A 26583-nucleotide genomic window follows, 5' to 3' on the forward strand; every position below is an offset into this window, starting at 1 on the left:
TTTTGCAAAATGAATAGTGTTATCTACTGGTAAGACATCGGCCGCGCAGAGCGCAACAGAGGCGCTGGCGGGCCGCCAGCCCCCTGCCGGGAAAGCTATTCATTACGGCTATTTTTCGCTTCCTCAATAAACTCTTCATCGATTTCATCGGTATTGCCGGCATGTTCTCGTCCCGACAGCAGGTTCCAGCAGGCGATAAACAGGGCGGCGATCAGCGGCCCGATCACGAAGCCGTTGATACCGTAGATCTCCATGCCGCCCAGAGTGGCGATAAGGATCAGATAGTCCGGCATCCTGGTATCCTTGCCCACCAGCAGTGGACGCAGAATGTTATCCACCAGGCCAATCACAATCACAAAGAAGCCGACGATAAAGGCGCCCTGCCACAGTTGGCCGGTGGCGAAGAGGTAGATGGCCGCTGGCACCCAGATAATGGCCGAGCCCACCGCCGGGATAAGCGACAGAAACGCCATCAGCGCTCCCCAGAGAATGCTGCCGTCCAGACCGGCGATCCAGAAGGCAAAGCCACCCAGCGCCCCCTGCGCCAGCGCCACGGCGACGGTACCTTTTACCGTGGCGCGGGCCACAGCGGCGAATTTAGCGAACAAATGCTGCTTCACATAGCTTGATAACGGTAGAGACTCGAGGATCAACAGCACCAGATAAGGTCCATCCTTCAGCAGGAAAAACAGCAGATACAGCATGATGCCGAAGCTGACGGTGAAGCCAAAAGTCCCTTTGCCAATCAGAAACGCGCTGCCGGCCAGATACTGACCGCCTTTCAGAGCGGCATCAGAGAGCTGCTGCTGGATCTGCTGCGCGCTATCAAGGTTATGATCGGCGAGGAAGCTTCTGGCCCAGCCGGGAAGATGGGCGAACAGGCTGGCGACCACCGTCGGAAACTGGGTGTCGTTATGCTGCAGTTTGCTGTACACCAGGTTGAGCTCGTAGGCCAGCGAGGAGAGAATGATAGCCAGCGGCGTAAAAACGATAAGACAGATAATGACGATGGTCATCAGCGCCGCGAGGCCATTGCGCTCGCCGAGGCGGGTACGGATCTTGTTTTTGACCGGATTAAAAATCACCGCGAGGATCGCAGCCCAAAGGATGGCGGAATAATAGGGTGAGAGAACATCAAAAAAGGCCAGGGTTACAATGAAGACGATAAGGATGAAAAATCCCTTGGTAAGTCCATTAACTCTCATGTTATCCGCTCCTGCTTATGAGTCATACGGTCGAATAATAGATGCTACGACGTAATTTACCATCAGGATAGTCGTACATCTTCACGATACATTGAAGAAAGGGCACAAATTAAGCGAGCGGGCGGCAACAGGGGAAACAGGCATAAAAAAACCAGCCTTAAAAGGCTGGTTTCTGTGGAGTTTTTGGTCGGCACGAGAGGATTTGAACCTCCGACCCCCGACACCCCATGACGGTGCGCTACCAGGCTGCGCTACGTGCCGACGCGTGGGGAACAATATTACCCGTTCCCCAGGCGAATGCAAGCGGGTCACGCGCGATTGATTCATAATTAATCAATCAGTTAGCGATAAAGCGTTTTTCGTCAGTCAGGACCTGCAGCAACAGACTGAGCTGCGGTTTCTGATCTTTAATTTTCTCGCCGTCGCGGCTCCAGGTGGTATAGGTGCCGTTATGGTTGAGGACCACGGTGATGGTCGGGGTGGTGATGGCCAGCGTATCGCCGTTGGCCGCGGTGACCCAGTTACGACGCCGCGCGGCGCTGAACAGATCTTCTCCCTGCGAGTACTCATTGGCCGGCGTCGAAACGTGAAGCAGGCGCTGCATCAGCGTAGTCATCACATCTTTGTTATCGGTCAGGGTGGCAATCTCCTGCGCCGGCGTGCCCGGCCAGTGAATAACCAGCGGCACCTGCAGCTGCTCGCGCGACCAGTCGAACGCGTCGTGTTTCGCATTCAGCGGCTTGCCGTGGCCGCCGGTAATAATTACCACCGTATTATCGAGTTTGCCGGCTTCGCGCAGCGCAGTCAGCACCCGATCGATCTGGGCATCAACGTCGCCAGCCGCCTTGCTGTAGCGGCGGACAAAGCCCTGCTGCTGCGTGTCGTCGAGGGTGGTGCCATTGAGCGAGATCCACGAGAACCAGCGATTCTCATCCTGCGCGTAACGGTCCAGCCAGCCGATCCACTGATTGGCCGTTTGCTCGTCGCTCTGGGTCTTCGCGCTCGGCAGCGAGAAATCGGAGAGCAGAGCCTGGCGATACAGCGGGCTGCTAAACCCATCGGAGGAGAAGAGGCCCAGCTGGTAGCCCTGCTGGTTGAGGGCGGTGATCAGCGCGGCGGGAATACGCGCCGAGAGGACACCGTCCATATAGCCAGGCGAAATACCGTAGAACAAGCCAAACAGGCCGCTGTCGGCGGTATTGCCCGAGCTCATATGCTGGGTAAAGTTAACGTTTTCTTTGGCAAATGCCGCCAGCGCCGGCATGGTCTTTTCAAACCGCGAGTAGTTCAGGTTGTCGACGGTGATCAGCAGCACGTTGTAGCCCGCGCCGAGGTCACGGTAGCGCAGGTTGCTAAGCGGATACTGGACCGATACCGCCTCCGGCGCCCCTTGCTCCACCAGACGACGCTGATAATCCTGGGCGTCGAGCAGGCCATGTTTCTCAAGGAAACGACGGGCGGTCATCGGATAGGAGAGCGGCAGATTCGCCCGCTGCATAGTGATCGGGCGATAGAAATTGGCGTCCGCCCAGATATAGACCAGGTGGCTGCTGACGAACGACAAAAAGAAGAACCAGGCGACCGGGCGGGCGTAATGGCGGCGGCGCGTCAGGCTGCGCAGCTTTTGCCAGCTCCAGGTGGCGAAGAGCATTTCAATCAAGAAGATGACCGGGACGCTGATAAACATCAGCTGCCAGTCGCGCGCCATCTCATTCTGGTCAGGGTTGATGACCAGCTCCCAGACGACCGGGTTTAAGTGCAGATGGAAGCGGGTAAAAACCTCGCTGTCTATCAGCAGCAGCGTCATCCCGGCGGTGGCAAGGATCACCGACAGGAAGCGCATCAGGCGCTGCGAGACCACGATAAAGGTCAACGGAAAGAGGATCAGCACATAGCTGGTAAACACCAGAAAGCTGAAATGCCCGACGAGACTGACGTACGAAAACAGTCGTCCGGCAAGCGTCGTCGGCCAGTCGGCGACAAAAAGGTAGCGGCTGCCGAGCACCATGGCCAACAACATGTTGAACAGGGCGAACCAGTGCCCCCAGCTAACCATCTGGGAGACTTTTTCTCGGTAGGGCTGACGTAGAGTCACCATATACTGTTGCTGTTATCCTTAATGCGCTGGATCGTCGTTAATCGAAGATTGCAAAGCCTGCGCGAAAGAACGGGCGATGGCCTGACGCTGCGCCGGCGCGACGCTACTGTTGATCAGGTTGGTCACCATATTGCCTAACACCATCAGTGAAAGGTCCACCGGGGCTTTGTGTGATTCCAGGACGTTCGTCAGCTCGCTGAGCAACTGTTCGACCTGTTGATCGCTATAGCGGGAAATTTGCGGCATAAACTCAAAATCTGTTTGTTCGTGAAAGGGCAACATATTACCGTAGCAGCAGCTTTTTTTCCGCATTTTTTCGCCGCGGCGCAAAAGCGCATCAATCGACGTTAACGACGTCGAAATGTGTGGCGCCAGTTGCGTCGGCCACCCGGCGGTGGTTGAATACCGCCCGGTCTAAAAGGAGAGTTTAACATGAGTCTGGATATCGACCAGATTGCCCTGCATCAGTTAATCAAACGTGATGAACAAAATCTGGAGCTGGTGCTGCGCGAGTCACTGTTGGAGCCGAACGCGACGGTCGTCGAGATGATGGCTGAACTGCACCGGGTCTATAGCGCCAAAAGCAAAGCCTATGGCTTGTTCAATGAAGAGAGCGAACTGGCCCAGGCGCTGCGCCTGCAGCGTCAGGGGGAAGAAGAGTTTCTGGCGTTTAGCCGCGCGGCGACCGGTCGCCTGCGCGATGAGCTGGCGAAATACCCGTTCGCCGAAGGAGGCATTGTCCTCTTCTGCCAGTATCGTTACCTTGCGGTCGAGTATCTGCTGGTGGCGGTACTCAATAACCTGAGCAGTATGCGCGTCAACGAAGAGCTGGATATCCGCTCGACCCATTATCTGGATATTAACCATGCCGATATCGTCGCGCGCATCGATCTCACCGAATGGGAAACCAACCCGGAGTCGACCCGCTATCTGACCTTCCTGAAAGGGCGGGTAGGGCGCAAAGTGGCCGATTTCTTTATGGATTTCCTCGGCGCCAGCGAAGGGCTTAACGCCAAAGCGCAGAACCGCGGCCTGCTGCAGGCGGTGGATGACTTCGCCGCCGATGCCCAGCTTGATAAATCCGAGCGACAGAACGTGCGCCAGCAGGTCTACGCCTACTGCAACGAACAGCTGCAGGCTGGGGAAGAGATTGAGCTGGAGTCGCTGTCCAAAGAGCTCGCCGGCGTCAGCGAAAAGAGCTTCCAGGAATTCACCGCTGAGCAGGGCTATGAGCTGGAAGAGAGCTTCCCGGCGGATCGCAGCACCTTACGTCAGCTGACCAAGTTTGCCGGCAGCGGCGGCGGATTGACCATTAACTTCGACGCCATGCTGCTGGGCGAACGCGTATTCTGGGATCCCGCCACTGATACCCTGACCATTAAGGGTACCCCGCCGAACCTGCGCGACCAGCTGCAGCGCCGGACGTCAGGCGGCAATTAAGCCCTGCGCCCCGTCGGCGCTACCGCTGAACGGGGACGATCTCCACGCCGCTCTGCACCAACTGTTGGCGCAGCGCGGCGTCGGGTTCTCCATCGACAATCAGCGTACTGGCGAGGCTCAGCTCGCCGATGGCAAAGGCCGACGCGGCGTTGAGCTTTTCCCGGGAGGCCATTACCACGGTTTCTGCCGCCCTGGCCGTCAGCGCGCGCTTGATGCCTGCCTCTTCGTAATCACCGGTGGTGAAACCCGCCCGCGGGTGGACGCCGGTCACCCCCATAAAGAACAGATCGGCGTTGATCCGCGCCATTCCCGCCAGCGTCTCGGCGCCGACGGCGACAACCGAATGTTTAAATACTCTGCCGCCGAGCAGGATCACCTCGATTCGCGGGTGGTCCACCAGCGCCACGGCGATGCCAGGGCTGTGGGTGACCACCGTGCAGCTGAGGTCGGCGGGTAAAAAGCCGATCATCGCCGCGGTGGTGGTGCCGCCATCGACAATCACCACCTGTCCCGGCTGGATCATGGCGGCGGCGGCGCGGGCGACCGCCTGCTTGGAGTCGATCTGCACGCTTTTGCGCGTTTCAATTGGCGCAATGGCGGCGGATACCGGCAATGCCCCGCCATGGACCCGCTGCAGTTTTCCCTCCGCCGCCAGCTCGCGCAGATCGCGGCGAATGGAGTCCTCGGAGACGTTAAACCGCTGGCTTAGCTCCCCGGACATCACCTGTTTTTCCTCGGTGAGGATCTGGAGGATCTGCTGTTTTCTCTGACTGGCGAGCATCGGTTTTCCTTCATCGAATGATCTTGTTTGTGCACGATTATGCATGTTATGGTGCCTGCTGTCACCTCAAAGGGGAAATAACATGCAAACACATGCACCGCACGTCCGCCACGTTCGCGAGACGCTGCTCTCGGATAACTGGTACACGTTGAAAAAATATACCTTCGAACTGCTGCGTTGGGACGGTCGCTGGCAGGAGCAGAGCCGCGAGGCTTATGACCGGGGCAACGGCGCAGTCATTTTACTCTACAACCGGGAAAAGCGGACGGTGGTCCTGACCCGTCAGTTCCGTTTTCCGGTATTTACTCATGGCCACGACGGATATCTCATTGAGGCGGCTGCCGGGCTGTTGGATAACGCCTCGCCGGAGGCGCGGATCGTTGCCGAAGCGGAAGAGGAGACCGGCTTTCGCGTGACCCGTGTCGAACCCGTCTTCACCGTCTTTATGAGCCCCGGCTCCGTCACCGAAAAACTCTACTTTTTTATCGCCGAATATCAGGCCGATGACCGTCGGGGCGACGGCGGCGGACTGGCGGCGGAAGGTGAGGACATTGAAGTACTGGAGTGGCCGCTGACGCGGGCGCTGCAGGCCATTAGCGATGGCGAGATCATGGATGCTAAAACCATTATCCTGCTGCAACACCTGGCGCTGAATGCCGACACGCTCCTCGCCGGCTGAGCGGCAAGGAGCGGGGAGTTAACGCAGCTCGCGGGCAATGGCGCTGTACATCAGCGCCGCTTCCAACGGCTGAGCGTTGAAGGAAGGTTCCGCCTGCGGCCAGGTCGACCACTGGACGATCACCAGGTGTTCCGCGCGGTTCACCATGATCACCTGGCCGTAGATCCCCAGCGCCCACAGCGACCCTTTAAGCCCTTCCTGCGGCGTCGGCTGGACGTTTTGCGCATTCGCCGGAATCGCGTTATTCCACCACTGATAGCCGTAAATACCCTCCGGATGCGCTGCCGAGACCGAGTTTAGCGCCTTGGTCCAGCTGGCGGCTTGATCGAACCAGCCAGCCGGCACCAGCTGTTTGCCATTGCTTAACCGACCGTCACGGGCGACGAATTCACCAAAGCGGCCCCAGTCTTCAAGGGTGGCGTTAAAGCCGTGGGCGCCGACGTCGTGCTTCCCTTGCTGATAAGCATGCCACACGCCGTCGTGGGCCATCCCGGCCGGCTGCCATAGAGCCTGTTCAAGCCAGGCGGCCAGCGACATGCCGGTGGCGCGCTCCAGGATATCCCCAAGCAGCCAGGCGCCGCCGGAAGAGTAGGACCACTGCTCGCCCGCCGGGTGTTGACGCGCCAGGCCGGTGACGATCTTACGCACGCAGGCATAGGCGCCGGGCTGCGCTTCACACTGGGTCAGGCGGGCGAAATGCGACTGCGGGTCGGTGTAGTCTTCATTCCATTCCACCCCGCTGGTGTGTTGAATCAACTGCTTCAGCGTTACGCCGTCCCAGGCGGTGCCTTTCAGTTCGGGTTCATAAACGGTAATCAGGTCATCAAGGGAGTGGATTTTACCCTGTTGAATGGCGATACCGACCAGCGTCGAGACCACCGATTTGCCTACCGAGCGCGAGGTCCACAGGGTGGTGTCGGTATTACCTTCGGCGAGATATTTCCAGGCGACTTTACCATCTTTCAGCACCAGCATACCGCTGACGTTCTCGCGCTTCAGGTAATCCTGCAAATTCCAGGTGTGGCCGTTGAGCGTATAGCGGGCATCGGTCAGTTGTTTTTCAGCGCGCTCCAGCGGCGTCGAGGCGCCGTGGCGGAAGACATCGCCGGTATAGTTGCGATAGTCATTGCGAAAGCCAATCACGCGTGAAGTCTGATCCCAGCTGAGCATGTCTTTGGCCGCGGGTAGCGTTTGATCGTAAGGCGTTGGGCAGACATCCAGCGTCAGGCTGCCGCAGTGTTGCGCCATTGCCGCCGCCGGCAGCGCCGCCAATATTAACGCCAGGGCCAGTGGTTTTCTTATCATTGTCATTTCCTCGTTTGCCATAGATTCGCTGCGCAGTATATAAATCGGCGCGCGCCGGCTAAAATCAGCACATGGGGGATTTTCCCCCTTAAGGGAGAAAAAGGATGAAAACCCTACAGTATTCATTCGCACAGATTGAAGCCTTCGCGACGATTGCTGAGACCGGCAGCCTGTCGCAGGCGGCCATTCGTTTAGCTAAAGACCGGACCACGCTGCGCGATCTGCTGGACTATCTGGAAGATGCGCTGGGCTACCGGCTGTTCAGCCGTGAAGGACGTAGCCTGACGCTAACCGCCGAGGGCGAGCAGCTGTTTCGCCAGGCGCATCTGCTGTTGCGTCAGGCGCAGGCTTTCGAGTCTTTTGCGCAAACGCTGCCGCAAACCGCCGGGCAGGCGCTGCGTCTGGTGTACGATCCCTTCGTGCCGCGTGAATTTCTCTGTGCGCTGGCCGATAACCTGGCCCGACGGCAGATCCGCCTGAGCTGCTGGAGCGCCTCGCGTCGCGAAGCCGAGCAGGCGCTGAGCGATGGCGTGGCGGAGATGGCGATTTGTCAGGCTAACAACCGCACGCTGGGGAGCGAAATGGAGTGGCGGGCGCTCGGCACCGTGGATCTGCGTTTCTACGCGGCGGACAGCCTGTTCCACGACGCTCCGCGGCCGCTGACGCTATTGAATCTTTCGTTGACGCCGCAGTTAGTGATGCACCGGCGCAGTGACGATCAAATCGCCCGCCGGCTGCAGATTTCCGGCCATACGCTGTATATGAATGAGATTACCCTGTTGCGCCATGCGCTGGAGCAGGGGAGGGGCTGGGGGTTTTTACCGGACCATTTGCGGCCAGGCGAGTGGCAGGGAGTCAGTGAAATCGCGACGGAGGTCGGCAGTCAGGGGCTGAACGTCACTATGGTGATGCTCTGGCTGCCCGGAATGAATAAGCATCGGATGCTTAGCGACATCGTGCACGAGGCGCCGGAGCTTTGGCAGCGCAGATAACAAAACGCCCCGGAGCCTGAGACCCCGGGGCGCTTGCCATACAACTTGCTATCGGCGATTACGCGCGAACGAAGTCGATGTGAGTCAGTTTCGGCTTGAACGCGTGGCGCTGAACAGCCTGAACTTTGACTTTTTCTTCTTTGCCATCAACAACGACGGTCAGAACTTCGCTGTAAAACTCAGCTTTGTCCTGCATGTTCCATACTTTGTCGTGGTCCAGTTCGATAGCAACCGGAGCAGCTTCGCCACCGTAGATGATTGCCGGGAACTTGTTAGCTGCGCGCAGGCGGCGGCTCGCACCCTTACCCTGCTCTTTACGTACTTCTGCGTTGATAGTAAACATTGATGTCTCTCTATATATAAAGCCTGCTACAGGCGACCCAGCAACAGGCGGATTATCTGCTTTGCGAATGCAAAAGCGGGCGGCATTATAGCCGCCAAACGACACCCGGGCAATCAAAACCTCAGCTTTCCGCTAATTAACGCAGCTCGTTGGCGCGACGAAAACGCCCCTGATAATCGAACACTTTTTCCCGCACCTGCCAGTACTGCCCCTTCATGCGGGCGACGACAAAGTCCGGATGGCGCAGCAGCGCCTGCTGGGTCACGATATCCGCCGGCGTTATCCAGCGCAGCGGCACCCCGGGGGTGCGGGTATGCGGGCGAATAAACAGTTGTTCGAAGGCGGTGCGCTGAGCGGGGGTCTGCAGACGGAAGCGCTCACTGACATCCGCCCCGTCTTCATCGTAGTAGGTGATTTTCAGCCACGGGCCCTTCTCGTCGCCGCCGTGCTGCAGGGCCATGCCGCTGCAGCGCAGCACCAGCGCGTCCTTCAGTTTCAGCGCCGCCTTCAGCATATCGTCCGGGTCAACCAGTATAGTGTCGCACTCCCGGCAGCGGCGGGCGGCGATGTCGTTTTCCGCATTACACTGCGGGCAGTTTTTAAAGCGAAAGCGGAAGTCGCACTGTTCGCGGTGGCCGTCGTCATCTTCGAACCACCCCTGGCAGCGGCGGCCAAAGTGTTCAATCAAGGTGCCGTCGGCGGTGGTTTTGCCCCAGAAGGTATTGGCGAAGCCGCAGGCCGGGCAGAAGACCTGCACCGGCACGTTGTCGCTTTTGCCCTTCGGCGTCCCCACTTCCGGGGCATACAGGTCATGCGGATTGCCGGCGTAGTCGAGGATCAGACAGTCGGTTTTCCCCGGCGCCAGGCGCAGACCGCGGCCAACGATCTGTTGGTAAAGACTCACCGACTCGGTGGGGCGGAGGATGGCGATCAGGTCGACGTGCGGGGCGTCGAAGCCGGTGGTCAGCACCGCGACGTTCACCAGATAGCGATACGCCTGCGCTTTAAAGGCCTCGATGATGCGATCCCGCTCCGGCCCAGGCGTTTCGCCGGTGATCAGCGCCGCCTGGCCTACCGGCAGCAGGCCGGTCACTTCCCGGGCGTGTTCCACGGTGGCGGCAAAGATCATCACCCCTTTGCGGTTTTCGGCGAACTCCACGATCTGGCTGACGATATGCGGCGTGATACGCTGTTGTTTTTTCAGCTCATGGTTAAGATCGGCTTCGCTGAACAGGCCATTGCTTTGCGCCTGCAGGCGACTGAAATCGTACTGCACCACCGGCATATCGAGGCGCTCCGGCGGCGTCAGATAGCCGTGTTTAATCATATAGCGCAGCGGTAGCTCATAGATGCAGTCGCGGAACAGGGCCTTTTCATCGCCGCGCACCATCCCATGATAATGGAACTGATAGATCCAGCCCTTGCCAAGGCGGAACGGCGTGGCCGTCAGGCCGAGCAGCCGGATCTGCGGATTGACCTGCCGCAGGTGACCGATGATCTGCTGATACTGGCTGTCGTCATCATCGCTGATGCGGTGGCATTCATCGACGATGAGTAGCGAAAATTCGCTGCGAAACTGGTCGAGATTGCGCGCCACCGACTGCACGCTGCCGAACACCACTTTGCCGTGGCTCTCTTTTCGCTGCAGACCGGCGGCGAAGATATCCGCCTCGAGGCCAAGGGCGCAGTATTTGGCATGGTTCTGCGCCACCAGCTCTTTGACATGGGCCAGCACCAGCACGCGGCCGCGCGCCAGCCTGGCAAGCTCGGCGATCACCAGACTTTTGCCCGCGCCGGTGGGCAGGACAATCGCCGCCGGCTCGGTATGGCGACGGAACCAGGCGAGGGTGGCATCGACGGCTTCTTGTTGGTAAGGACGTAATGTAAAAGTCATGAATTCACGGGGCTAATTAACTGGCGAATAGTATGCCATGAATCTTTTCCCTTGAGTGGTGTTAAGAGCCCGTTATACTAGCCGGTGAAATTCTTCTTTTTCGGGCGATTTGCCCGCTCCAGCACTATGACAGGCTAAAAAAATCTCATGCGACTTGATAAGTTTATCGCTCAGCAGCTGGGCGTCAGCCGGGCTATTGCCGGGCGTGAAATTCGCGGCAGCCGCGTTACCGTGGACGGCGACATTGTGAAAGATGCCTCTTTTAAGCTCCAGCCGGAGCACGAGGTGGAGTATGACGGAAATACGCTGACCCAGCAGAATGGCCCGCGTTACTTTATGCTCAACAAGCCGCAAGGGTACGTCTGTTCCACCGACGATCCCGATCATCCGACTATCCTTTATTTCCTCGACGAGCCGGTGGCGCATAAGCTGCACGCCGCCGGACGGCTGGATATCGACACCACCGGGCTGGTGCTGATGACCGATGACGGCCAGTGGTCGCATCGCATTACCTCGCCGCGCCACCACTGTGAAAAAACCTATCTGGTGGCGCTGGAAAGCCCGCTGGCGGAAGGGACCGCGGAGCTGTTCGCCAAAGGCGTCCAGCTGCATAACGAAAAAGATCTCACCAAACCGGCGTTGCTGGAAGTTATCACTCCGACCGAAGTGCGCCTCACCATCAGCGAAGGCCGCTACCATCAGGTGAAACGCATGTTCGCCGCCGTGGGCAACCACGTGGTTGGCCTGCATCGGGAACGCATCGGCGACATCCTGCTGGATGAATCGCTGGCGCCGGGTGAATATCGTCCGCTGACGGAAGCGGAAATCGCCAGCGTGGGCGCCCCGCAGCCACGGAGTAAAACGTGACGCTGAAGCAGAATTCTTCACTGGGGATTGTGTTTATCCTTGGCCTGCTGGCCATGCTGATGCCGCTGTCTATTGATATGTATCTTCCGGCCCTGCCGGTGATCGCCGCCCAGTATAACGTCCCGGACGGCAGCGCGCAGATGACGCTCAGCACCTATATCCTCGGCTTTGCGCTGGGTCAGCTGCTGTACGGCCCGATGGCGGACAGCCTTGGCCGCAAGCCGGTGATCCTCGGCGGGACGCTGGTCTTCGCGGCGGCGGCGGTAGCCTGCGCCCTGTCGCAAACCGTCGATATGCTGATTGTCATGCGTTTCTTCCACGGTCTGGCAGCCGCGGCGGCCAGCGTGGTGATTAACGCCCTGATGCGCGACATCTATCCGAAAGATGAGTTTTCGCGCATGATGTCGTTTGTCATGCTGGTCACGACCATTGCGCCGCTGGTGGCGCCGATGGTCGGCGGGGCGGTGTTGGTCTGGTTCAGCTGGCATGCCATCTTTTGGATCCTCGCCCTGGTGGCCCTGCTGGCCTCGCTGATGATCGGCCTGTTTGTCCGCGAAACGCTGCCGGCTGAAAGGCGTCAGCCGTTCCATCTGCGCACCACGCTGGGTAACTTTGCCACGCTGTTCCGCCACAAGCGGGTACTGAGCTATATGCTGGCGAGCGGCTTTAGCTTCGCGGGCATGTTCTCTTTCCTTAGCGCCGGTCCCTTTGTCTACATCAATATAAACCACGTCGCGCCTCAGCACTTTGGCTACTATTTTGCGCTGAACATCGTTTTTCTGTTTCTGATGACCATGTTCAACAGCCGGTTTGTGCGGCGGGTAGGGGCGTTGCGTATGTTCCGCGCCGGGCTGTGGATCCAGTTTGCCATGGCGGTGTGGATGGTGGTCTGCGCGCTGCTGGATGTCGGCTTTTGGTCACTGGTGATCGGCGTAGCGGCCTTTGTCGGCTGCGTATCCATGGTGTCGTCTAACGCCATGGCGGTGATCCTCGATGAGTTTCCGCATATGGCGGGCACTGCTTCGTCGCTGGCGGGGACTTTCCGTTTCGGTATCGGGGCGATTATCGGCGCGCTGCTGTCGATGGCGACGTTTACCACCGCCTGGCCGATGCTGATCTCTATTGCCTTCTGCGCAACCTGCTCTATTTTCTTTTCGCTTTACGCATCCCGGCGGCGAAAAATCGCACGCTAGGTCACATTTTCAGGGGCGAAATCGCCCCTTTCTTGATGCATGTCAACCGCAATGGGCTTCAGGGTTCTGCCATTTGTTTCCTTTATGTAAAATCAATTAGTGTAAAAAGTCGCATTGTTGCGATAAAAAAGTTGTTTTGGATCACAGAAACGGGTACATATAGCGCCAATCGGCTCGCCGGGTATAAAAAATAAAGCGCTGGATTATAAGCGCTTAACCCTGGTCCGCCGCCGCTGTAAACGTTTTCTGCCTCAAGGCAGGACTATTTGTCAACAGTGTGTTAATATTGATGTAAATTTATTGTGAAGCCTTTTGCTTCCGGGGAAACCAAGTGAATACACAACAACTCTCTATCGTACACCGTCTGCCGCAGAGCTATCGCTGGCTGGCCGGTTTTGCGGGTTCCAGAGTTGAACCGATTCCGCAAAACGGCGCGCAGAACGAGAACAGTCTCGTTGCCCTGAAATTGCTGAGCCCGGACGGTGAGAAAGCCTGGCCGGTGATGCATAAGCTCAGCCAGGCGTTAAGCGACATCGAAGTCGACTGTTCCGTGCTGGAGTGCGAAGGCGAACCCTGCCTGTTCGTTAACCTGCAGGATGAGTTTGCCGCCACCTGTCGTCTGAAAAACTTTGGCGTGGCCATCGCCGAGCCCTTCTCCGGCAATAACCCTTTCTGACCGTCAGCTTAGCGTCAGCAGCTGGCGGGTATACTCATGCCGGGGTGCGCTGAAGACGGACTTGCACTCGCCCTGTTCGACCACCTCTCCCTGACGCAGCACCATCACCTGGTGACACAGCGCCCGCACCACGCCTAAATCATGGCTGATAAAAATATAGGCCAGCTGATGCTTTCGCTGTAAGGCTTTCAGCAGGTTCAGAATCTGCGCCTGAACGGTTTTGTCCAGCGATGAGGTCGGTTCATCGAGGACGATCAGCTGCGGTTTGACGATCAACGCTCTGGCGATGGCGATACGCTGTCGCTGGCCACCGGAGAACGCCGCCGGATAGCGCTGGCGGCTGGCCGGGTCGAGGCCGACCTCCTGCATGGCAAGGATCACCGCCTGTTCGCGTTCGGCCGCCGTCAGCGTCGGCTGGTGGACGCGCAAGCCTTCCTCAATGATCTGCTGCGCCGTGAGGCGCGGATTGAGCGACGAGTTCGGATCCTGAAAAACCACCTGCATCTGTCGGCGCAGCGGTAGCAGCTGTCGGCGGTTACGGCCCTGAATCGGCTGGCCGGCGAAGGTTATCTTGCCCCCGGACGGGATCAGGCGCAGCAGGGCCAGGCCGGTGGTACTTTTACCGGAACCCGATTCCCCCACCAGGCCCAGCGTCTCGCCGGCGCGCAGCTGAAAGCTAAGGCTGTTGACCACCCGATGATGATCGACCACCCGACGCAGGATCCCTTTGCGAACGGGAAACGCCACCTTTAAATCGTCCGCCTGCAGCAGCACCGGGGCATCGGCGGCCAGCGGCACAGGCTCCCCGTCCGGCTCGCTATCCAGCAGGCGTTGGGTGTAGGGATGCGCTGGCGCGCTGAACAGCGCCCGACAGTCATTGTGTTCCACGCAGCGGCCGTTCTGCATTACCGCCACCCGGTCAGCCAGCTGGCGGACGATGCTCAGGTTATGAGTGATAAACAGCAGCCCCATGTTCAGCTCCTGCTTCAGCTCGCGCAGCAGTTGCAGAATTTGCGCCTGCACCGATACGTCCAGGGCGGTAGTCGGCTCGTCGGCGATCAGCAGCTCCGGGCGAGTTAGCAGCGCCATGGCGATCATCACCCGCTGGCGCTCGCCGCCGGAGAGCTGATGCGGATAGTCCGCCAGCCGCCGCGGCGCCTGACGGATCCCGACGCGCTCCAGGCAGTCGAGGATCTCCCCGCGCGCCGCCTGTTTGCGCATTCCCCGGTGTAACGACAGCACCTCGTAGAGCTGTTTTTCCAGGGTGTGCAGGGGATTGAGCGATACCATCGGCTCCTGAAAGATCATCGCGATCCGGTTGCCGCGCACGCCGCGCAGGGTCGCCTCATCCGCATGCAGCAGCGACTGGCCATGAAAACGGATGTCACCGCTGGGGTAGCTGGCCGGCGGGGTAGGGAGCAGCCGCAGCACCGACAGGGCGGAGATGCTCTTACCGGAGCCGGATTCGCCCACCAGGGCCAGCGTTTCGCCGACCGCCACCTCGAGCGACAGATTGTGCACCACGGTCTGCGTCTCACCCTGCTGGCGAAAGGCAATAGAGAGATTGTCGATAGCTAACAGCGGGTGGGTCATATTACACCGCCTTACTGGGATCAAAGGCGTCGCGAACCGCTTCACCAATAAAAATCAGTAGCGTCAGCAGCACGGCGACGGAGAGAAACGCGGCAATGCCCAGCCAGGGCGCCTGCAGGTTGTTTTTGCCCTGCAGCAGCAGCTCGCCGAGGGAGGGGGAGCCGAGCGGCAGGCCGAAGCCGAGAAAATCCAGCGACGTCAGGGTGGTAATGGAGCTGCACAGGATAAAGGGCAGAAAGGTGAGGGTCGCCACCATCGCGTTGGGCAACATATGCCGCAGGATGATCTGCCGGTCGCTAACCCCTAACGCCTGCGCCGCCCGAACATAGTCGTAGTTGCGGGTGCGGAGAAATTCCGCGCGCACCACGCCCACCAGCGTCATCCAGCCAAAGAGAACGGTGATTGCCAGCAGCCACCAGAAGCCCGGCTGCACGACGCTGGAGAGCAGGATGATCAGGAACAGCGTTGGCATGCCGGACCAGACTTCGATAAAGCGCTGTCCCCACAGGTCGATTTTACCGCCGTAGTAACCCTGTATCGCCCCGGCCAGCACCCCCAGCACGCTGGAGAACAGCGTCAGCAGCAGACCGAAGAGCACCGAGATGCGTGTCCCATAGAGGATCCGCGCCAGCACATCGCCGCCGTTGGCGTCGGTGCCGAGCCAGTTGCTGGCCGAGGGCGGCGATGGAAAGGGAACCGTGCTGGCAAAATTAATTGTCGTCGCGCCGAAGCGCACTGGCGGCCATAGCGCCCAGCCGTGAGTCGCCAGCTGGTGCTGCAGCCAGGGATCCTGATAGTCGGCGGCGGTGGCGAACGCGCCGCCGAAGGTTTGCTCAGTGTAGTTTTTTAACACCGGGACGTACAGCTGGCCCCGGTACTGCACCAGCAGCGGGCGATCGTTGGCCAGCAGCTCGGCGCCCAGGCTGCAAAGAAAGAGAATTAAAAACAGCCACAGTGACCAGTAGCCGCGACGGTTGTGGCGAAAGCGCGCCCAGCGGGCCTGATTAACGGGACTGAAGAAAGACATTAGCGGCCCTCAAAATCAATGCGCGGGTCGACCAGCGTATAGCTGATATCGCTGACGATATTCAGCAGCAGGCCAATCAGAGTGAAAATATAGAGCGTGCCGAACATCACCGGATAGTCGCGGGAGACCGTCGCTTCATAGCCCAGCAGACCCAGGCCGTTTAGCGAGAACATCACTTCGATCAGCAACGAGCCGGTAAAGAACATACTGATAAAGGTGGCCGGGAACCCGGCGATCACCAGCAGCATGGCGTTACGGAACACGTGTCCCCAGAGGATCTGTTTCTCACCAACGCCTTTGGCGCGGGCGGTGACCACATACTGTTTGCGGATCTCGTCGAGGAAGCTGTTTTTGGTCAGCATAGTCAGCGCGGCAAAGCCGCCAATTACCGTCGCCAGCACCGGCAGGGTGATGTGCCACAGGTAGTCGAGGATCTTTTGATACCAGGGGAGGGTGTCGAAATTTGGCGAGACCAGACCGCGCAGCGGGAAGAGGTCGAAATAGCTGCCGCCGGCAAAAATCACGATCAGCAGGATGGCGAACAGAAAGGCAGGGATCGCATAGCCAATGATAATCAGCGTACTGCTCCAGATATCAAAGCGGCTGCCGTTGCTGACCGCTTTGCGGATGCCCAGCGGAATGGAGACCAAATAGATAATCAGCGTGCTCCACAGCCCGAGGCTCACCGAGACCGGCAGGCTGTCTTTAATCAGCTGCAGCACGGAGGCGCTGCGAAACAGGCTGTCGCCGAAATCAAAGCGCAGATAATCGCTCAGCATCTTCAGATAGCGTTCGTGCAGCGGTTTATCGAAGCCGTAGCGGTGGGTGATCTCGGCGATGACTTCCGGGTCGAGGCCGCGCCCGCCGCGATAGTGACCCTCGCTGATATTGCCTGCGCCGGTGCGGGCATGGCTGGCGCCCATGCCGCCGTCGCCAGCCCCCGGCATCCCGCCGCGCTGATTAAACTCGATGGCGGCGATGGCCTGATCGACCGGGCCGCCAGGCGCGATCTGGACAATAAAAAAGTTAATGGTGATGATGGCCCACAGGGTGGGGATGACTAACAGCAAACGGCGGATCAGGTAGCTGCCCATGGGATGTCCTTAGCGTCTGTCCGCAGGGAGGGTGGCCGCTTTGTTCACGTCGTACCACCAGGTATCGAGGCCGGACGAATAGATGGGGCGGGTCGCGGGGAAAGAGAACTTATTCCACCACGCGGTGCGGTCCTGCGCCATATACCACATCGGCAACATGTAGTTATTCCAGGTCAGCACACGATCCAGCGCCCGACCGAGAGGGATCAGTTTCTGCTTATTGCCCTGCCACTGCAGGATCTGCGCAATCAGCTTATCCACTACCGGGCTTTGCACCCCCGGCGCGTTGTAGCTGGAGTGAATATAGTCGGACGCCCAGGATATTTGCAGGTCGGTCCCCGGCCAGGGCATGGCGCGCCACAGGCTTGGCATCATGTCGTAATCCCGGCTGCGGCGGCGGTTGCTGTACTGCGAATTATCAACCTGACGAATATCCATGACGATCCCCAGACGCTGCAGGTTGTGCTGAAACGGCAGCACCCAGCGGTCATTGCCTCCGGCCGGCAGCAGTAGCTCAAAGCGCAGCGGCTTGCCGGTGGCGGCGTTGACCCGGCGCTGGTTCTTCACCGTCCAGCCCGCCGCATTGAGCAGGGCGTCGGCTTTGAGTAAGTTGGCGCGGTCGAAGCCATCGCCGCGGGAGACCGGCGGCTGGTAAACCTGGCTGAAGAGCTCCGGGGGCAGTTCGTTTTTCATCGGCGTCAGCAGGGCCAGCTCGGCTGCGTCAGGCAGGCTGCGGGCGGCATATTCGGTGTTCTGGAAATAGCTGTTGGCGCGCTGATAGGCGCTGTAAAACAGCGCCTTGTTCATCCATTCGAAATCGAACGCCAGGGTAATGGCCTGCCGCACCCGGCGATCGGCAAAAATCGGGCGCTGAATATTGAACGCCAGCCACTGGGTATCCTGCGCCGAGGTATTGGTATGCTCATCTTTAATGATGTAGCCGCGGCTGAAGTTGCGACCGACGTAGCGGGTAGCCCAGTTTTTGGCGACGGTCTCTTCCCGGCGATCGACGGCTCCCGCTTTAAAGGCTTCGAAAGCGACATTGTCGTCGAGATAATAGTCATAGCGCAGCGTATCGAAATTCCAGCGACCGCGGTTGACCGGCAGGTCGGCCGCCCAGTAGTCGGCGACGCGGGAATAGGTAATATATTGCCCCATTCGCCAGGCGCTGATGCGGTATGGCCCGCTGGCCAGCGGCGGCTTCGACAGCGGGTCGCTGAGTTTGTGCTGGCGCCAGAACGCCTCGGGCATCACCGGCAGGCTCAGCAGACTCAGCATGTTCTCTTTGCCGGGCTGGCCGAGGTCAATACGCACGGTCAACGGCGCGATGGCCTTCACGGTGGTGCCTTTATAAAACAGGCGAAACTGCGGCACCCCTTCGGTCATAAACTTGTTGAAGGTAAACGCCACATCGCGGGCGGTGATCGGCGTACCGTCATGGAAGCGGGCGCGCGGGTTGAGCGCGATCTCCATCCAGGAATAGTCCTCGGCATAGCGCGCCCGCTCGGCAATCAGCGGGTAGTAGCTGCCGGGCTCATCATCCGAGGTGGTGAACAGGGTATCGTAGAGCGCCTCCGTGCGTACCGCGGGGTTGCCGCGCAGCGCATAACGGTTGAAGTTATCAAAGGTGCCGATCGCCGCCAGGGTGAGGGTGCCGCCTTTCGGCGCCCTGGGATTGACGTAATCAAAATGACTGAAACCGGCGGCGTATTTCGGTTCGCCGATAATCGCGAAGGCTACGCTTTCCTGAATGGTTTGCGCCTTAGCGTCCAGGCTAAACAGAGCCAGCAGAATCAGAAAGAGGCGCGCATACATAGGCGGCAGAATACCCTGTCATGGCCGGCCCCCATGGCCGACATCCGTTCCCGCATCATAAGTGAGACTTAGCGCGTTGTGAAATAGTTCGCGGGTTCATCGTGCGCAGCCACCAGCCCGGCCAGCGACAGCGGTCGGCTGATCCAGTACCCCTGCAGGAAATGAACGCCCTGGCCGCGAAGCCACTCCGCCTGTTCCTGGGTCTCCACCCCTTCGGCGACGGTCATTAATTTCAGCCGGCGGCTGAGGGTCAGTACCGCATCCAGCACCGGCGAGGTTACTGTTTCAGTACCAATCGCCTGCACAAAACCGCGATCGATCTTCAGATAATCGAAGTTATAGCGTTCGAGATAGATCAGCGCGCTATGCCCGGTGCCGAAATCATCAATCGCGATTTCGAATCCCTGGCGGTGGAGCCAGGCGAAGTTAGCCATCGATTTTTCTTTATCAATCATCGCCCGCTCGGTTACCTCCAGCACCACGTGAAAGTGGTCGGCTGGCAGCGCGGCGGCGAAGCGCAGCATATCGTCGCGGAAGCTGTCGGCCTGCAGATGGGCAGGGGAAATATTCAGCCCCAGCTTCACGCCGCGCGGCAGAATACGCTTCAACACCGCAGCGTCGCTGGCGATCAGCGCGAGCAGGTGATGGGTTAGCGGCACGATCATCTGCTGGGTTTCGGCCAGGTTAATAAAAACGTCGGGCGGAATTTCACCAACCACCGGATGGCGCCAGCGCATTAAGACCTCCACGCCGCTGATACGTAGAGTCTGAGCATTAACCACCGGCTGATAAACGATGTAGAACTGGTTATTTTTGATCCCCAGCAGAATGGATTTTCGCGGATCCGATTTGATCGTCAGCACGTAATAGCAGAGCAGCCCCGCCAGCAGGCCGCAGACGACCCCGAGCAGCAGAGCAAACTGCGTATTTTCCGCCAGCCAGCTGTTGGCATACAGGTAGACCTTCAGCGGTAAGCCCTCGATCTGTGCCTGGCGGATCGGCGCGTTATGCAGCGTTTGCGGATCCACCAGCCGATTACTGAAGGTGGAGATAGCGGTGTGATCGATGGCCAGCGCAATGCCGCTGAAATCGTTTTGCCGCGCGGAATAGAGGATATACGGTGTGAGATTAGCGTTAATCGACACGAAAATGCCGCTGTTTTGATCGCCGGGTTTACCTACCCACAGCGCCAGCGCCGCGCTCTTCGGCATCATCGGCGTGCCTGGTAAAATCGCCATAGCAACGGGTTTGCTGATATCGATGGCCGGGATCAGCTGGCTGAGGGGCGTATTCATGGCTCCCGTAGCCGATGAGCAAAAGGCGATGCCGTTTTTGACCAGCAGGAAAGCGCGGACGTTGGGGCTGAACGCGGCGTGGGAGGTAAGCCCGGAGTCAATATTCTCGCAGGGCTGGTCCACCAGCGGCTGCAGGCCGTCAATGGTCTGGCGCAAGTCGTGAAAATAGCTTTTCAGATAGGTATTAACATTGTTGATAATGGCGTCGAAACGCTCGGCCCGGTTATGGTAGATCACCATAAACTGAATGCTCCCGGCCAACAGCGCGACGATGATCCCCACGCTCAGGCTGGTTAACCAGGTTTTACGCTGGGGCGAAAAGTAGCGAGTAAGCATAGCCAGATTCTTTCCGTGTTATTGAAGCGCATCAACGGAGTGTCGGTCGTCGTTTTTCTCATTCCCACTTAAAAGACATAGCTTATTTTGCGACGTTGAGAACCAGGTGGCAAAAAAAAACACTGCCTGGGGCAGTGTTTTTTATCCCGCAGCCAGCCAAGGGATAACCGGCGGCGGTAGAGGACAGTTTACGAGCGGCTCAGGACTCGACGCGCTTCATTGTAGCGCTTTTTCCAGTATGGCTCATCCATGCTGGAGATAGTCACCCCGCTGCTGGTGGAGGCGTGAACAAACTGGTTGTTGCCGAGGTAGATCCCGACATGGCGGCCGGTAGAGCCGGCGCGAAACAGAACCAGATCGCCTGTACGCAGTTGGGCACGGGAAATCGATTTTCCGGTTTCCTGCTGTTCAGAAGTTGAACGCGGCAGTTCCAGACCAAATTGTTCGCGGAAGGTGCGCTGCACAAACGCTGAGCAGTCGATACCCTTGCGGGTGCTGCCGCCGAGGCGGTAACGCACGCCTTTCCAGCTGGCATACTGATCCATTAAACGGGACTTTACGTCCAGGTTACGGACCATCGTTTCAAATTCATCCTGAGAGGCTTGCAGTGATGATAAATCGCCACTACCCACAGCATGCGTCTCAGAATGCATATTCCTGGCGGTACTTGTTGAACTACACGCGGAAAGCAGAACCGCTACTGCAATCGCGGGGGCTACCCGCAAGATATATCTCAAAATCGGCTGAGATTTGACCATGCTGTTTATTTTCCCTTGTTGTCCTTAACGACAATGTCGTTATAAAAAATGCCAAACGTGTTAGAGCCTAAATACCCATCCGCAATGAGACAATTCCTTAAGCTTAAATTTGTGCAGTCACGCACAATTTTATTCAAGCCCTGAATTAATGCTGCGGAAAAGGCAAAACGAGAACGAGATTACCCTATCAAACGCCGCATGGCGAGCGGTTTTGCGCGATTTCTTATAAGTATTTTGGTGACAAAAAGTGAATCATCGGGAAAGGCCAAAATTACGGCAATATCGGGCAAAAAACAGACAATTCCTTCATTTGTCACGGGATTAATGTGACAAGAAGATGAACGTCATGTTGAAAAAAAGGGAAAATGTAAAAAGGGACCCAAAAGGTCCCCTTATAGTTAATGACTCTGGCGGCTGCCGGAGACATTATTTGGCCGATATTCTGCTGGGTAAGTAGCGATCGAAAAAGGCGATCAATTTATCGCTCAGCGGGGTCATCAATACCCAGGGCGCGCCGATCAGCACGGCGGTCAGGGAGCCGACGGCAATATCGCTAAACCAGTGGGCGCCAATCATTACCCGCGGGAAAGCAAAGACCACAAAGATAATCAGCGCGACGCCCAGCGCGCGACGGCCAAAATAGCGCCACATAAAGCTGGCGAAGATCAGCAGCATCATCCCATGATCGCCAGGGAAGCTGTCCTTGGACGCATCCTTAGTGGGGAAGTTAACGACGTCGCTGACGCGGGTAATATCGCTAAAAAACAGAGACGGGCTGGCGCGCTGTACCGGCATCAGGTGTTGTGCGAGCTGGTTGATGATCACCGCCGCCAGCAGCATCACCAGGCCCATGATGGCGATCTGACGACGGCCTGCAGTCGGCGCCTTTAGCCAATAGCTCAGCATCAGGCAGCCCATCGCCAGCAGCGAACAGGCGTCGAAGGCGCGATTGTTGATGATCGCCAGCAGCCAGGCATAAGCATGGCTGACGCTGACGCCATGGTTAAAGAAATGGAAGATCGCGGAGTCGACCGGCAACCACGCGCCATGGTTGGCTGGCAGATACCAGGAGCAAAATAGCGCTACACCCGCGATGTTAAGCAGCAGGATTAAAGGAATTCGGTTTTTCATCATAGCCATTGCGATTTTGTGACAGTCGGCGGCAACCTTAGCCGCCTTAACTTAAACGAAGCCTCAACAACGTGGTCTGGAGTGCGTTCCAGTCGGCTTCATTCGCGGAAATAAGCTCGATCCGGCTATCGGGCGGAGCGACGCTGAGGGTCTCGATATGGAGATCCTCCCCCTGACGGTTGATTCGCACCGCCCCCTCGGCAATGCGCATCACGCCTTTAACGCGCCCCACTGGCGCCAGCCTGGCCCATTCGAGCAGGCCGATGGTGTCAAAAACCGTCTCCGCGTCGAAGATCCAGCCGCAGCCCTGATAGCCCTGGCCATTGTTGAGATGTCGGCGCCAGCGCTGGTGTTCCGCCAGGCTGAGCGCGGCGAGGCCGGAAGTGGGGGGATGGCGGTGGGCGTGCTCCGCGCTCGCCGGCAGCGGGGCGGTGTTCCGTCGTGGCTCATCGAGCAGGGTCAGATCGATATTGCCCTGGATTGCCGACACCTTGCGACGCTCGCCGCCACAGCGCTGCCACCAGTCGGCCAGCGCCCGGGCGCTTTCGGCGGTTTCCCGATCACTTTTATTAGCCACAATGATGTCCGCCGCGGCCAGCTGATCGCGGAAGTTGTCGTTGCTGACGGCTCTTTCATCCAGCAGCTGGCGGGGATCGAGGATGCACAGCGTGGCGCGCAGATCGATCCAGGGCTCATACACCGCCGCGGTGAGGATATCGAGGATCTGCTTTGGGTGGCCCAAACCGGTGGGTTCGATCAGCAGGCGATCGGGTTTGCCCTGGCGCAGCAGGGTGTTCAGCCCAACCTGCATCGGCAGGCCATTGACGCAGCACATGCAGCCGCCGGGGATCTCTTTGAGCAGGGCGCCGCTGTCGGCCAGCAGCGCGCCGTCTATCCCGACTTCGCCAAACTCGTTAACCAGTACGGCCCATTTTTCATCCGCAGGCTTCTGCGCCAGCAGATGAAGAATCGAGGTCGTCTTACCGCTGCCGAGAAAGCCGGTGATCAAATTGGTTCTGGTCACTCTTTTCTCCAGGATAAATGTAATGTTGTAACAGTTACGCCTATCCTGACGAAAAAAGGAGGAAAAGAGAAGTCCTGAGGCGGACAGAAGAGAATTCTGTCCGCATAAGCGCAAATATTGTTAAGAATTCAGCGCGCGGGCGACGGCCTCGCGGGCGCCGTGCGTCGCCAGCTGTTGCCAGGCGGCGCGGATCCCGGCGACAAACTGGGCGTTGTGCGGCAGGTCGCGGCCAAATATTTCCTCCAGCCCCAGCAGGGCGTCGACGCGCTGCTGCTCATCGCTCTGGGCCACCCGCAGCCGGATCTTGTCGACCAGCGGATCGCGCACGTCGATCGTCTGACCGGCGTCGTCCGTGCCGCTGACGTAGCGCATCCAGCCGGCCACGCCGAGAGCCAGCAGTGGCCAACGGCTGTCGCGCGCCAGATGTACGCGGATGCCATCGAGCATGCGCTGGGGCAGCTTCTGGCTACCGTCCATGGCGATTTGCCAGGTGCGGTGTTTGAGCGCCGGATTGCTGAAGCGGGCGATGAGACTGTCGGCATAGGCCAGCAGATCAACGCCGGTAATGGTCAGCGTCGGAGCCTGTTCGTCAAGCATCAGCTGGCGGGCGGCGCGGCGGAAGACGTCATCCCGCATGCAGTCGCTAATGTGCGCATGCCCTGCCAGATAGCCAAGCCAGGCGAGGAAAGAGTGGCTGCCGTTGAGCATCCGCAGCTTCATTTGCTCCCAGGGCAACACGTCATCGGTCATCTGCACGCCCGCCGTCTCCCAGGCGGGGCGCCCGGCGACAAAGTGATCTTCGACCACCCACTGAATGAAGGGTTCGCAACTGATGGCGCAGGGATCGTCGACCCCCAGCACGGCGGCGATTTCCGCCAGCGACTCCGGTGTGGCCGCGGGAACAATGCGATCCACCATGGTGCCCGGGAAGCTGACGTTGTCGGCGATCCAGTCCGCCAGCGCCGGGCTGCGTTTTTCCGCCATGCCGAGGACGGCATTTTTTACCACGTGACCGTTGTCGGGGATATTATCGCAGGAGAGCACGGTAAAGGGCGGAAGGCCTCGTTCCCGGCGGCGGGCCAGCGCTTCAACTAAAATACCGGGAGCTGACTGCGGCAGCGTCGGATTCTCCAGATCGTGAATAATGCGCGGATGCGTCGGATCCAGTTTCCCGGTCGCCGGATCGATGCAGTAGCCTTTTTCCGTAATGGTCAGCGAGACAATCGCTACCTGCGGCTCGCAAAATTTTTCGATAATCGCCGCCAGCGAATCGAGCCTGGCGTTCAGACATTCGTGCACCGCGCCGATCACAATGGGCTGGTTGCCGTCGGCGCCTTTTTCCAGCACGGTAAACAGATGGTCCTGTTCGCGAAGTTGGCTCATCAGCGTGTCGCCGCTGAACAGACTGATTTCACAGATCCCCCAGTCGCCGCCGACGTTATTCAGCACGCGATCGGTGAGCAGCGCCTGGTGCGCGCGGTGAAACGCGCCAAAGCCGAAATGGACAATACGCGAGCGGAGCTGGCTGCGATCGTATTGAGGGTATTGCACGTTCTTCGGTAGCGTAGCGGTTGCAATTGTTGTCATTCTTCCCACACCTGTTTAACTGCTTATTAACAATGCCAGTCTAAAGTTATATGACAGGAAGTTAAATTGGTAAGCCGAAATTATCCGCTGACTGTGAGCTGGATCAATCAATAGGCCAGCACTGTTTGCAGCCAGGTGAGAAACATGTATGGTAGTCGTCATGAGTGTCGCCATTATTGGTATAACAACTTTTGTGAGGACATAGCGATGGAGCAAACCTGGCGGTGGTATGGGCCGAACGATCCGGTATCGCTTGATGATGTACGGCAGGCGGGGGCGACCGGCGTCGTCACTGCGCTGCACCATATTGCAAACGGTCAGGTATGGCCGATCGACGAGATTAAAGCGCGTCAGGCGCTGTTAGCGGCAAAAGGGTTGACCTGGTCGGTCGTCGAAAGCATTCCCGTCCACGAGGATATTAAAACCCACAGCGGGCAGTATGCGACCTGGATTGCCAACTATCAGCAGAGCATCCGCAACCTCGCGGCCTGCGGCATCGATACCGTGTGCTACAACTTTATGCCGATCCTCGACTGGACGCGCACCGATCTGGAATATGAGCTGCCGGACGGCTCCCGGGCGCTGCGTTTCGATCAGATCGCTTTCGCCGCCTTTGAGCTGCATATCCTTAAACGCCCGGGAGCGGAAGCGGATTACAGTGAAGAAGAGCAGCGTCAGGCTGAGGTCTATTTCAAGGCGATGAGCGAAGCAGAGATCGATAAACTGACTCGCAATATCATCGCCGGCCTGCCGGGAGCGGAAGAGGGCTACACCCTTGACCAGTTCCGCGCGCGTCTGGCGGAGTATGACCACATTGATAAAGCGCAGCTGCGTGAAAATATGGCCTATTTCCTGCGCGCCATCGTGCCGGTATGCGAAGAGGTAGGGATCCGCCTGGCTGTGCATCCGGACGATCCGCCGCGGCCGATCCTTGGCCTGCCGCGTATCGTGTCGACCATCGAAGATATGCAGTGGCTGAAGGAGACGGTGGACAGCATTAATAATGGCTTCACCATGTGTACCGGATCGTATGGCGTTCGCGCCGATAACGATCTGGTGAAGATGGTGGAGACCTTTGGCGATCGCATCCATTTTACCCATCTGCGCTCTACCTGCCGTGAAGCAAACCCGAAAACCTTCCACGAGGCGGCGCACCTTAGCGGCGACGTCAATATGGTGGCGGTGGTGGATGCTATCCTGCGTGAAGAGCAGCGGCGTAAACAGGCCGGCGATCTGCGCCCGATCCCATTTCGTCCGGATCATGGTCATCAGATGCTCGACGATCTGCGCAAGAAAACCAACCCAGGCTATTCGGCGATTGGCCGTCTCAAGGGGATGGCGGAAGTGCGCGGCGTCGAGCTGGCGCTGAAAATGACCAAATACCCTGAACTGCTGTAATCGCGGCAATGGGGATAATAAAAAGGACAGCCAGCGCTGTCCTTTTTTACTG

The 26583-nt window shown here is 58.6% G+C and carries 23 protein-coding genes and 1 tRNA gene; 7 read left to right on the top strand and 17 right to left on the bottom strand.

Annotated elements, in window-relative coordinates:
- Positions 1 to 95: 95 nt before the first annotated feature.
- From ACR809_RS08105 to ACR809_RS08120, 4 genes are all read right to left on the bottom strand, one after another.
- Positions 96 to 1205, bottom strand: a complete 1110-nt coding sequence (locus ACR809_RS08105; RefSeq protein ID WP_002912992.1) for an AI-2E family transporter — start codon at positions 1203 to 1205, stop codon at positions 96 to 98.
- Between the two features lie 184 nt (positions 1206 to 1389).
- A tRNA-Pro gene (locus tag ACR809_RS08110) sits at positions 1390 to 1466 on the bottom strand.
- Positions 1467 to 1542: 76 nt separating this feature from the next.
- On the bottom strand, positions 1543 to 3303 hold the full coding sequence (yejM, locus tag ACR809_RS08115; protein ID WP_002912990.1) for an LPS biosynthesis-modulating metalloenzyme YejM: 1761 nt from the start codon (positions 3301 to 3303) through the stop codon (positions 1543 to 1545).
- Positions 3304 to 3321: 18 nt separating this feature from the next.
- Positions 3322 to 3549, bottom strand: coding sequence for a YejL family protein (locus ACR809_RS08120; protein ID WP_004195346.1), 228 nt, complete (start codon positions 3547 to 3549; stop codon positions 3322 to 3324).
- A gap of 186 nt (positions 3550 to 3735) precedes the next feature.
- On the opposite strand from ACR809_RS08120, the gene yejK reads away from it, so the two are divergent.
- Positions 3736 to 4743 carry a nucleoid-associated protein YejK gene (gene yejK, locus ACR809_RS08125; RefSeq protein WP_004144267.1) on the top strand — a complete coding sequence of 336 codons (1008 nt, stop codon included), beginning with the start codon at positions 3736 to 3738 and terminating at the stop codon, positions 4741 to 4743.
- A gap of 19 nt (positions 4744 to 4762) precedes the next feature.
- Here yejK and ACR809_RS08130 read toward each other — a convergent pair whose 3' ends face one another.
- Complete coding sequence (locus tag ACR809_RS08130) at positions 4763 to 5524, bottom strand: DeoR/GlpR family DNA-binding transcription regulator (RefSeq protein WP_014343355.1); 762 nt, start codon at positions 5522 to 5524, stop codon at positions 4763 to 4765.
- Positions 5525 to 5606: 82 nt separating this feature from the next.
- Here ACR809_RS08130 and ACR809_RS08135 point away from each other — a divergent pair, with 82 nt between their 5' ends.
- Positions 5607 to 6203: an NUDIX domain-containing protein gene (locus ACR809_RS08135; RefSeq protein WP_122051180.1), complete on the top strand. Its 597-nt coding sequence runs from the start codon at positions 5607 to 5609 to the stop codon at positions 6201 to 6203.
- An 18-nt stretch (positions 6204 to 6221) separates the two neighbouring features.
- Here ACR809_RS08135 and ACR809_RS08140 read toward each other — a convergent pair whose 3' ends face one another.
- The gene (locus tag ACR809_RS08140; RefSeq protein ID WP_060175997.1) at positions 6222 to 7508 is read right to left on the bottom strand and encodes a serine hydrolase domain-containing protein; all 1287 of its coding nucleotides are present in this window, start codon (positions 7506 to 7508) and stop codon (positions 6222 to 6224) included.
- 104 nt (positions 7509 to 7612) lie between these two features.
- On the opposite strand from ACR809_RS08140, the gene ACR809_RS08145 reads away from it, so the two are divergent.
- A complete protein-coding gene (locus tag ACR809_RS08145; RefSeq protein ID WP_002912983.1) occupies positions 7613 to 8500 on the top strand; it encodes a LysR family transcriptional regulator in 888 nt (295 codons plus the stop codon).
- A 58-nt stretch (positions 8501 to 8558) separates the two neighbouring features.
- Here the strand turns inward: ACR809_RS08145 and rplY are convergent, their stop codons facing one another.
- A complete protein-coding gene (rplY, locus tag ACR809_RS08150; protein ID WP_002912979.1) occupies positions 8559 to 8843 on the bottom strand; it encodes a 50S ribosomal protein L25 in 285 nt (94 codons plus the stop codon).
- Between the two features lie 136 nt (positions 8844 to 8979).
- Positions 8980 to 10737: a DEAD/DEAH box helicase gene (locus tag ACR809_RS08155; protein ID WP_004144263.1), complete on the bottom strand. Its 1758-nt coding sequence runs from the start codon at positions 10735 to 10737 to the stop codon at positions 8980 to 8982.
- 147 nt (positions 10738 to 10884) lie between these two features.
- Between ACR809_RS08155 and rsuA the strand changes: the two genes are divergently transcribed.
- The 3 genes from rsuA (at position 10885) to ACR809_RS08170 (ending at position 13473) form a co-directional block, all read left to right on the top strand.
- Positions 10885 to 11604, top strand: coding sequence for a 16S rRNA pseudouridine(516) synthase RsuA (gene rsuA, locus ACR809_RS08160; RefSeq protein WP_002912977.1), 720 nt, complete (start codon positions 10885 to 10887; stop codon positions 11602 to 11604).
- A complete protein-coding gene (locus ACR809_RS08165) occupies positions 11601 to 12797 on the top strand; it encodes a Bcr/CflA family multidrug efflux MFS transporter (protein WP_009486448.1) in 1197 nt (398 codons plus the stop codon). Before rsuA ends, ACR809_RS08165 begins: the two co-directional genes overlap by 4 nt.
- A gap of 331 nt (positions 12798 to 13128) precedes the next feature.
- A complete protein-coding gene (locus tag ACR809_RS08170; RefSeq protein WP_002912974.1) occupies positions 13129 to 13473 on the top strand; it encodes a YejG family protein in 345 nt (114 codons plus the stop codon).
- Between the two features lie 3 nt (positions 13474 to 13476).
- On the opposite strand, the gene yejF is transcribed toward ACR809_RS08170, so the two are convergent.
- From yejF to ACR809_RS08215, 9 genes are all read right to left on the bottom strand, one after another.
- Positions 13477 to 15066: a microcin C ABC transporter ATP-binding protein YejF gene (gene yejF / locus ACR809_RS08175; RefSeq protein WP_009486449.1), complete on the bottom strand. Its 1590-nt coding sequence runs from the start codon at positions 15064 to 15066 to the stop codon at positions 13477 to 13479.
- A gap of 1 nt (position 15067) precedes the next feature.
- Complete coding sequence (locus tag ACR809_RS08180; RefSeq protein ID WP_004149131.1) at positions 15068 to 16093, bottom strand: microcin C ABC transporter permease; 1026 nt, start codon at positions 16091 to 16093, stop codon at positions 15068 to 15070.
- Positions 16093 to 17187: a microcin C ABC transporter permease YejB gene (locus ACR809_RS08185; protein WP_004149130.1), complete on the bottom strand. Its 1095-nt coding sequence runs from the start codon at positions 17185 to 17187 to the stop codon at positions 16093 to 16095. Before ACR809_RS08185 ends, ACR809_RS08180 begins: the two co-directional genes overlap by 1 nt.
- A 9-nt stretch (positions 17188 to 17196) precedes the next feature.
- On the bottom strand, positions 17197 to 19002 hold the full coding sequence (locus ACR809_RS08190; RefSeq protein WP_020804249.1) for an extracellular solute-binding protein: 1806 nt from the start codon (positions 19000 to 19002) through the stop codon (positions 17197 to 17199).
- A gap of 68 nt (positions 19003 to 19070) precedes the next feature.
- Positions 19071 to 20633, bottom strand: coding sequence for a cyclic di-GMP phosphodiesterase (locus ACR809_RS08195; RefSeq protein WP_002912968.1), 1563 nt, complete (start codon positions 20631 to 20633; stop codon positions 19071 to 19073).
- 188 nt (positions 20634 to 20821) lie between these two features.
- Positions 20822 to 21391 carry a bifunctional murein DD-endopeptidase/murein LD-carboxypeptidase gene (mepS, locus tag ACR809_RS08200; protein WP_002912967.1) on the bottom strand — a complete coding sequence of 190 codons (570 nt, stop codon included), beginning with the start codon at positions 21389 to 21391 and terminating at the stop codon, positions 20822 to 20824.
- A gap of 426 nt (positions 21392 to 21817) precedes the next feature.
- A complete protein-coding gene (locus ACR809_RS08205; RefSeq protein ID WP_002912965.1) occupies positions 21818 to 22531 on the bottom strand; it encodes a phosphatase PAP2 family protein in 714 nt (237 codons plus the stop codon).
- 37 nt (positions 22532 to 22568) lie between these two features.
- On the bottom strand, positions 22569 to 23546 hold the full coding sequence (locus tag ACR809_RS08210) for a CobW family GTP-binding protein (protein ID WP_032103472.1): 978 nt from the start codon (positions 23544 to 23546) through the stop codon (positions 22569 to 22571).
- Positions 23547 to 23666: 120 nt separating this feature from the next.
- Positions 23667 to 25133 (bottom strand): mannitol dehydrogenase family protein, encoded by a 1467-nt coding sequence (locus ACR809_RS08215; RefSeq protein WP_004211510.1) that lies wholly within the window; start codon positions 25131 to 25133, stop codon positions 23667 to 23669.
- A gap of 207 nt (positions 25134 to 25340) precedes the next feature.
- On the opposite strand from ACR809_RS08215, the gene uxuA reads away from it, so the two are divergent.
- Entirely contained in the window at positions 25341 to 26531 is a 1191-nt protein-coding gene (gene uxuA, locus ACR809_RS08220; protein ID WP_016946899.1) for a mannonate dehydratase, read from the top strand.
- Positions 26532 to 26583: the final 52 nt, after the last annotated feature.

Origin of the sequence: Klebsiella sp. CD33, assembly GCF_051992865.1 — a bacterium.
Lineage (GTDB): Bacteria > Pseudomonadota > Gammaproteobacteria > Enterobacterales > Enterobacteriaceae > Klebsiella > Klebsiella pneumoniae.

Excerpts from the sequence above, each read along its gene's own strand:
- yejF (WP_009486449.1), bottom strand. The coding sequence starts at position 15,066 with ATGACCCACCCGCTGTTAGCTATCGACAATCTCTCTATTGCCTTTCGC.
- yejM (WP_002912990.1), bottom strand. The coding sequence starts at position 3,303 with ATGGTGACTCTACGTCAGCCCTACCGAGAAAAAGTCTCCCAGATGGTT.
- ACR809_RS08130 (WP_014343355.1), bottom strand. The coding sequence starts at position 5,524 with ATGCTCGCCAGTCAGAGAAAACAGCAGATCCTCCAGATCCTCACCGAG.
- ACR809_RS08105 (WP_002912992.1), bottom strand. The coding sequence starts at position 1,205 with ATGAGAGTTAATGGACTTACCAAGGGATTTTTCATCCTTATCGTCTTC.
- ACR809_RS08185 (WP_004149130.1), bottom strand. The coding sequence starts at position 17,187 with ATGGGCAGCTACCTGATCCGCCGTTTGCTGTTAGTCATCCCCACCCTG.
- ACR809_RS08135 (WP_122051180.1), top strand. The coding sequence starts at position 5,607 with ATGCAAACACATGCACCGCACGTCCGCCACGTTCGCGAGACGCTGCTC.
- ACR809_RS08140 (WP_060175997.1), bottom strand. The coding sequence starts at position 7,508 with ATGATAAGAAAACCACTGGCCCTGGCGTTAATATTGGCGGCGCTGCCG.
- ACR809_RS08205 (WP_002912965.1), bottom strand. The coding sequence starts at position 22,531 with ATGGCTATGATGAAAAACCGAATTCCTTTAATCCTGCTGCTTAACATC.
- ACR809_RS08190 (WP_020804249.1), bottom strand. The coding sequence starts at position 19,002 with ATGTATGCGCGCCTCTTTCTGATTCTGCTGGCTCTGTTTAGCCTGGAC.
- ACR809_RS08155 (WP_004144263.1), bottom strand. The coding sequence starts at position 10,737 with ATGACTTTTACATTACGTCCTTACCAACAAGAAGCCGTCGATGCCACC.
- yejK (WP_004144267.1), top strand. The coding sequence starts at position 3,736 with ATGAGTCTGGATATCGACCAGATTGCCCTGCATCAGTTAATCAAACGT.
- uxuA (WP_016946899.1), top strand. The coding sequence starts at position 25,341 with ATGGAGCAAACCTGGCGGTGGTATGGGCCGAACGATCCGGTATCGCTT.
- ACR809_RS08215 (WP_004211510.1), bottom strand. The coding sequence starts at position 25,133 with ATGACAACAATTGCAACCGCTACGCTACCGAAGAACGTGCAATACCCT.
- ACR809_RS08120 (WP_004195346.1), bottom strand. The coding sequence starts at position 3,549 with ATGCCGCAAATTTCCCGCTATAGCGATCAACAGGTCGAACAGTTGCTC.
- ACR809_RS08145 (WP_002912983.1), top strand. The coding sequence starts at position 7,613 with ATGAAAACCCTACAGTATTCATTCGCACAGATTGAAGCCTTCGCGACG.
- rplY (WP_002912979.1), bottom strand. The coding sequence starts at position 8,843 with ATGTTTACTATCAACGCAGAAGTACGTAAAGAGCAGGGTAAGGGTGCG.
- rsuA (WP_002912977.1), top strand. The coding sequence starts at position 10,885 with ATGCGACTTGATAAGTTTATCGCTCAGCAGCTGGGCGTCAGCCGGGCT.
- ACR809_RS08180 (WP_004149131.1), bottom strand. The coding sequence starts at position 16,093 with ATGTCTTTCTTCAGTCCCGTTAATCAGGCCCGCTGGGCGCGCTTTCGC.
- ACR809_RS08195 (WP_002912968.1), bottom strand. The coding sequence starts at position 20,633 with ATGCTTACTCGCTACTTTTCGCCCCAGCGTAAAACCTGGTTAACCAGC.
- mepS (WP_002912967.1), bottom strand. The coding sequence starts at position 21,391 with ATGGTCAAATCTCAGCCGATTTTGAGATATATCTTGCGGGTAGCCCCC.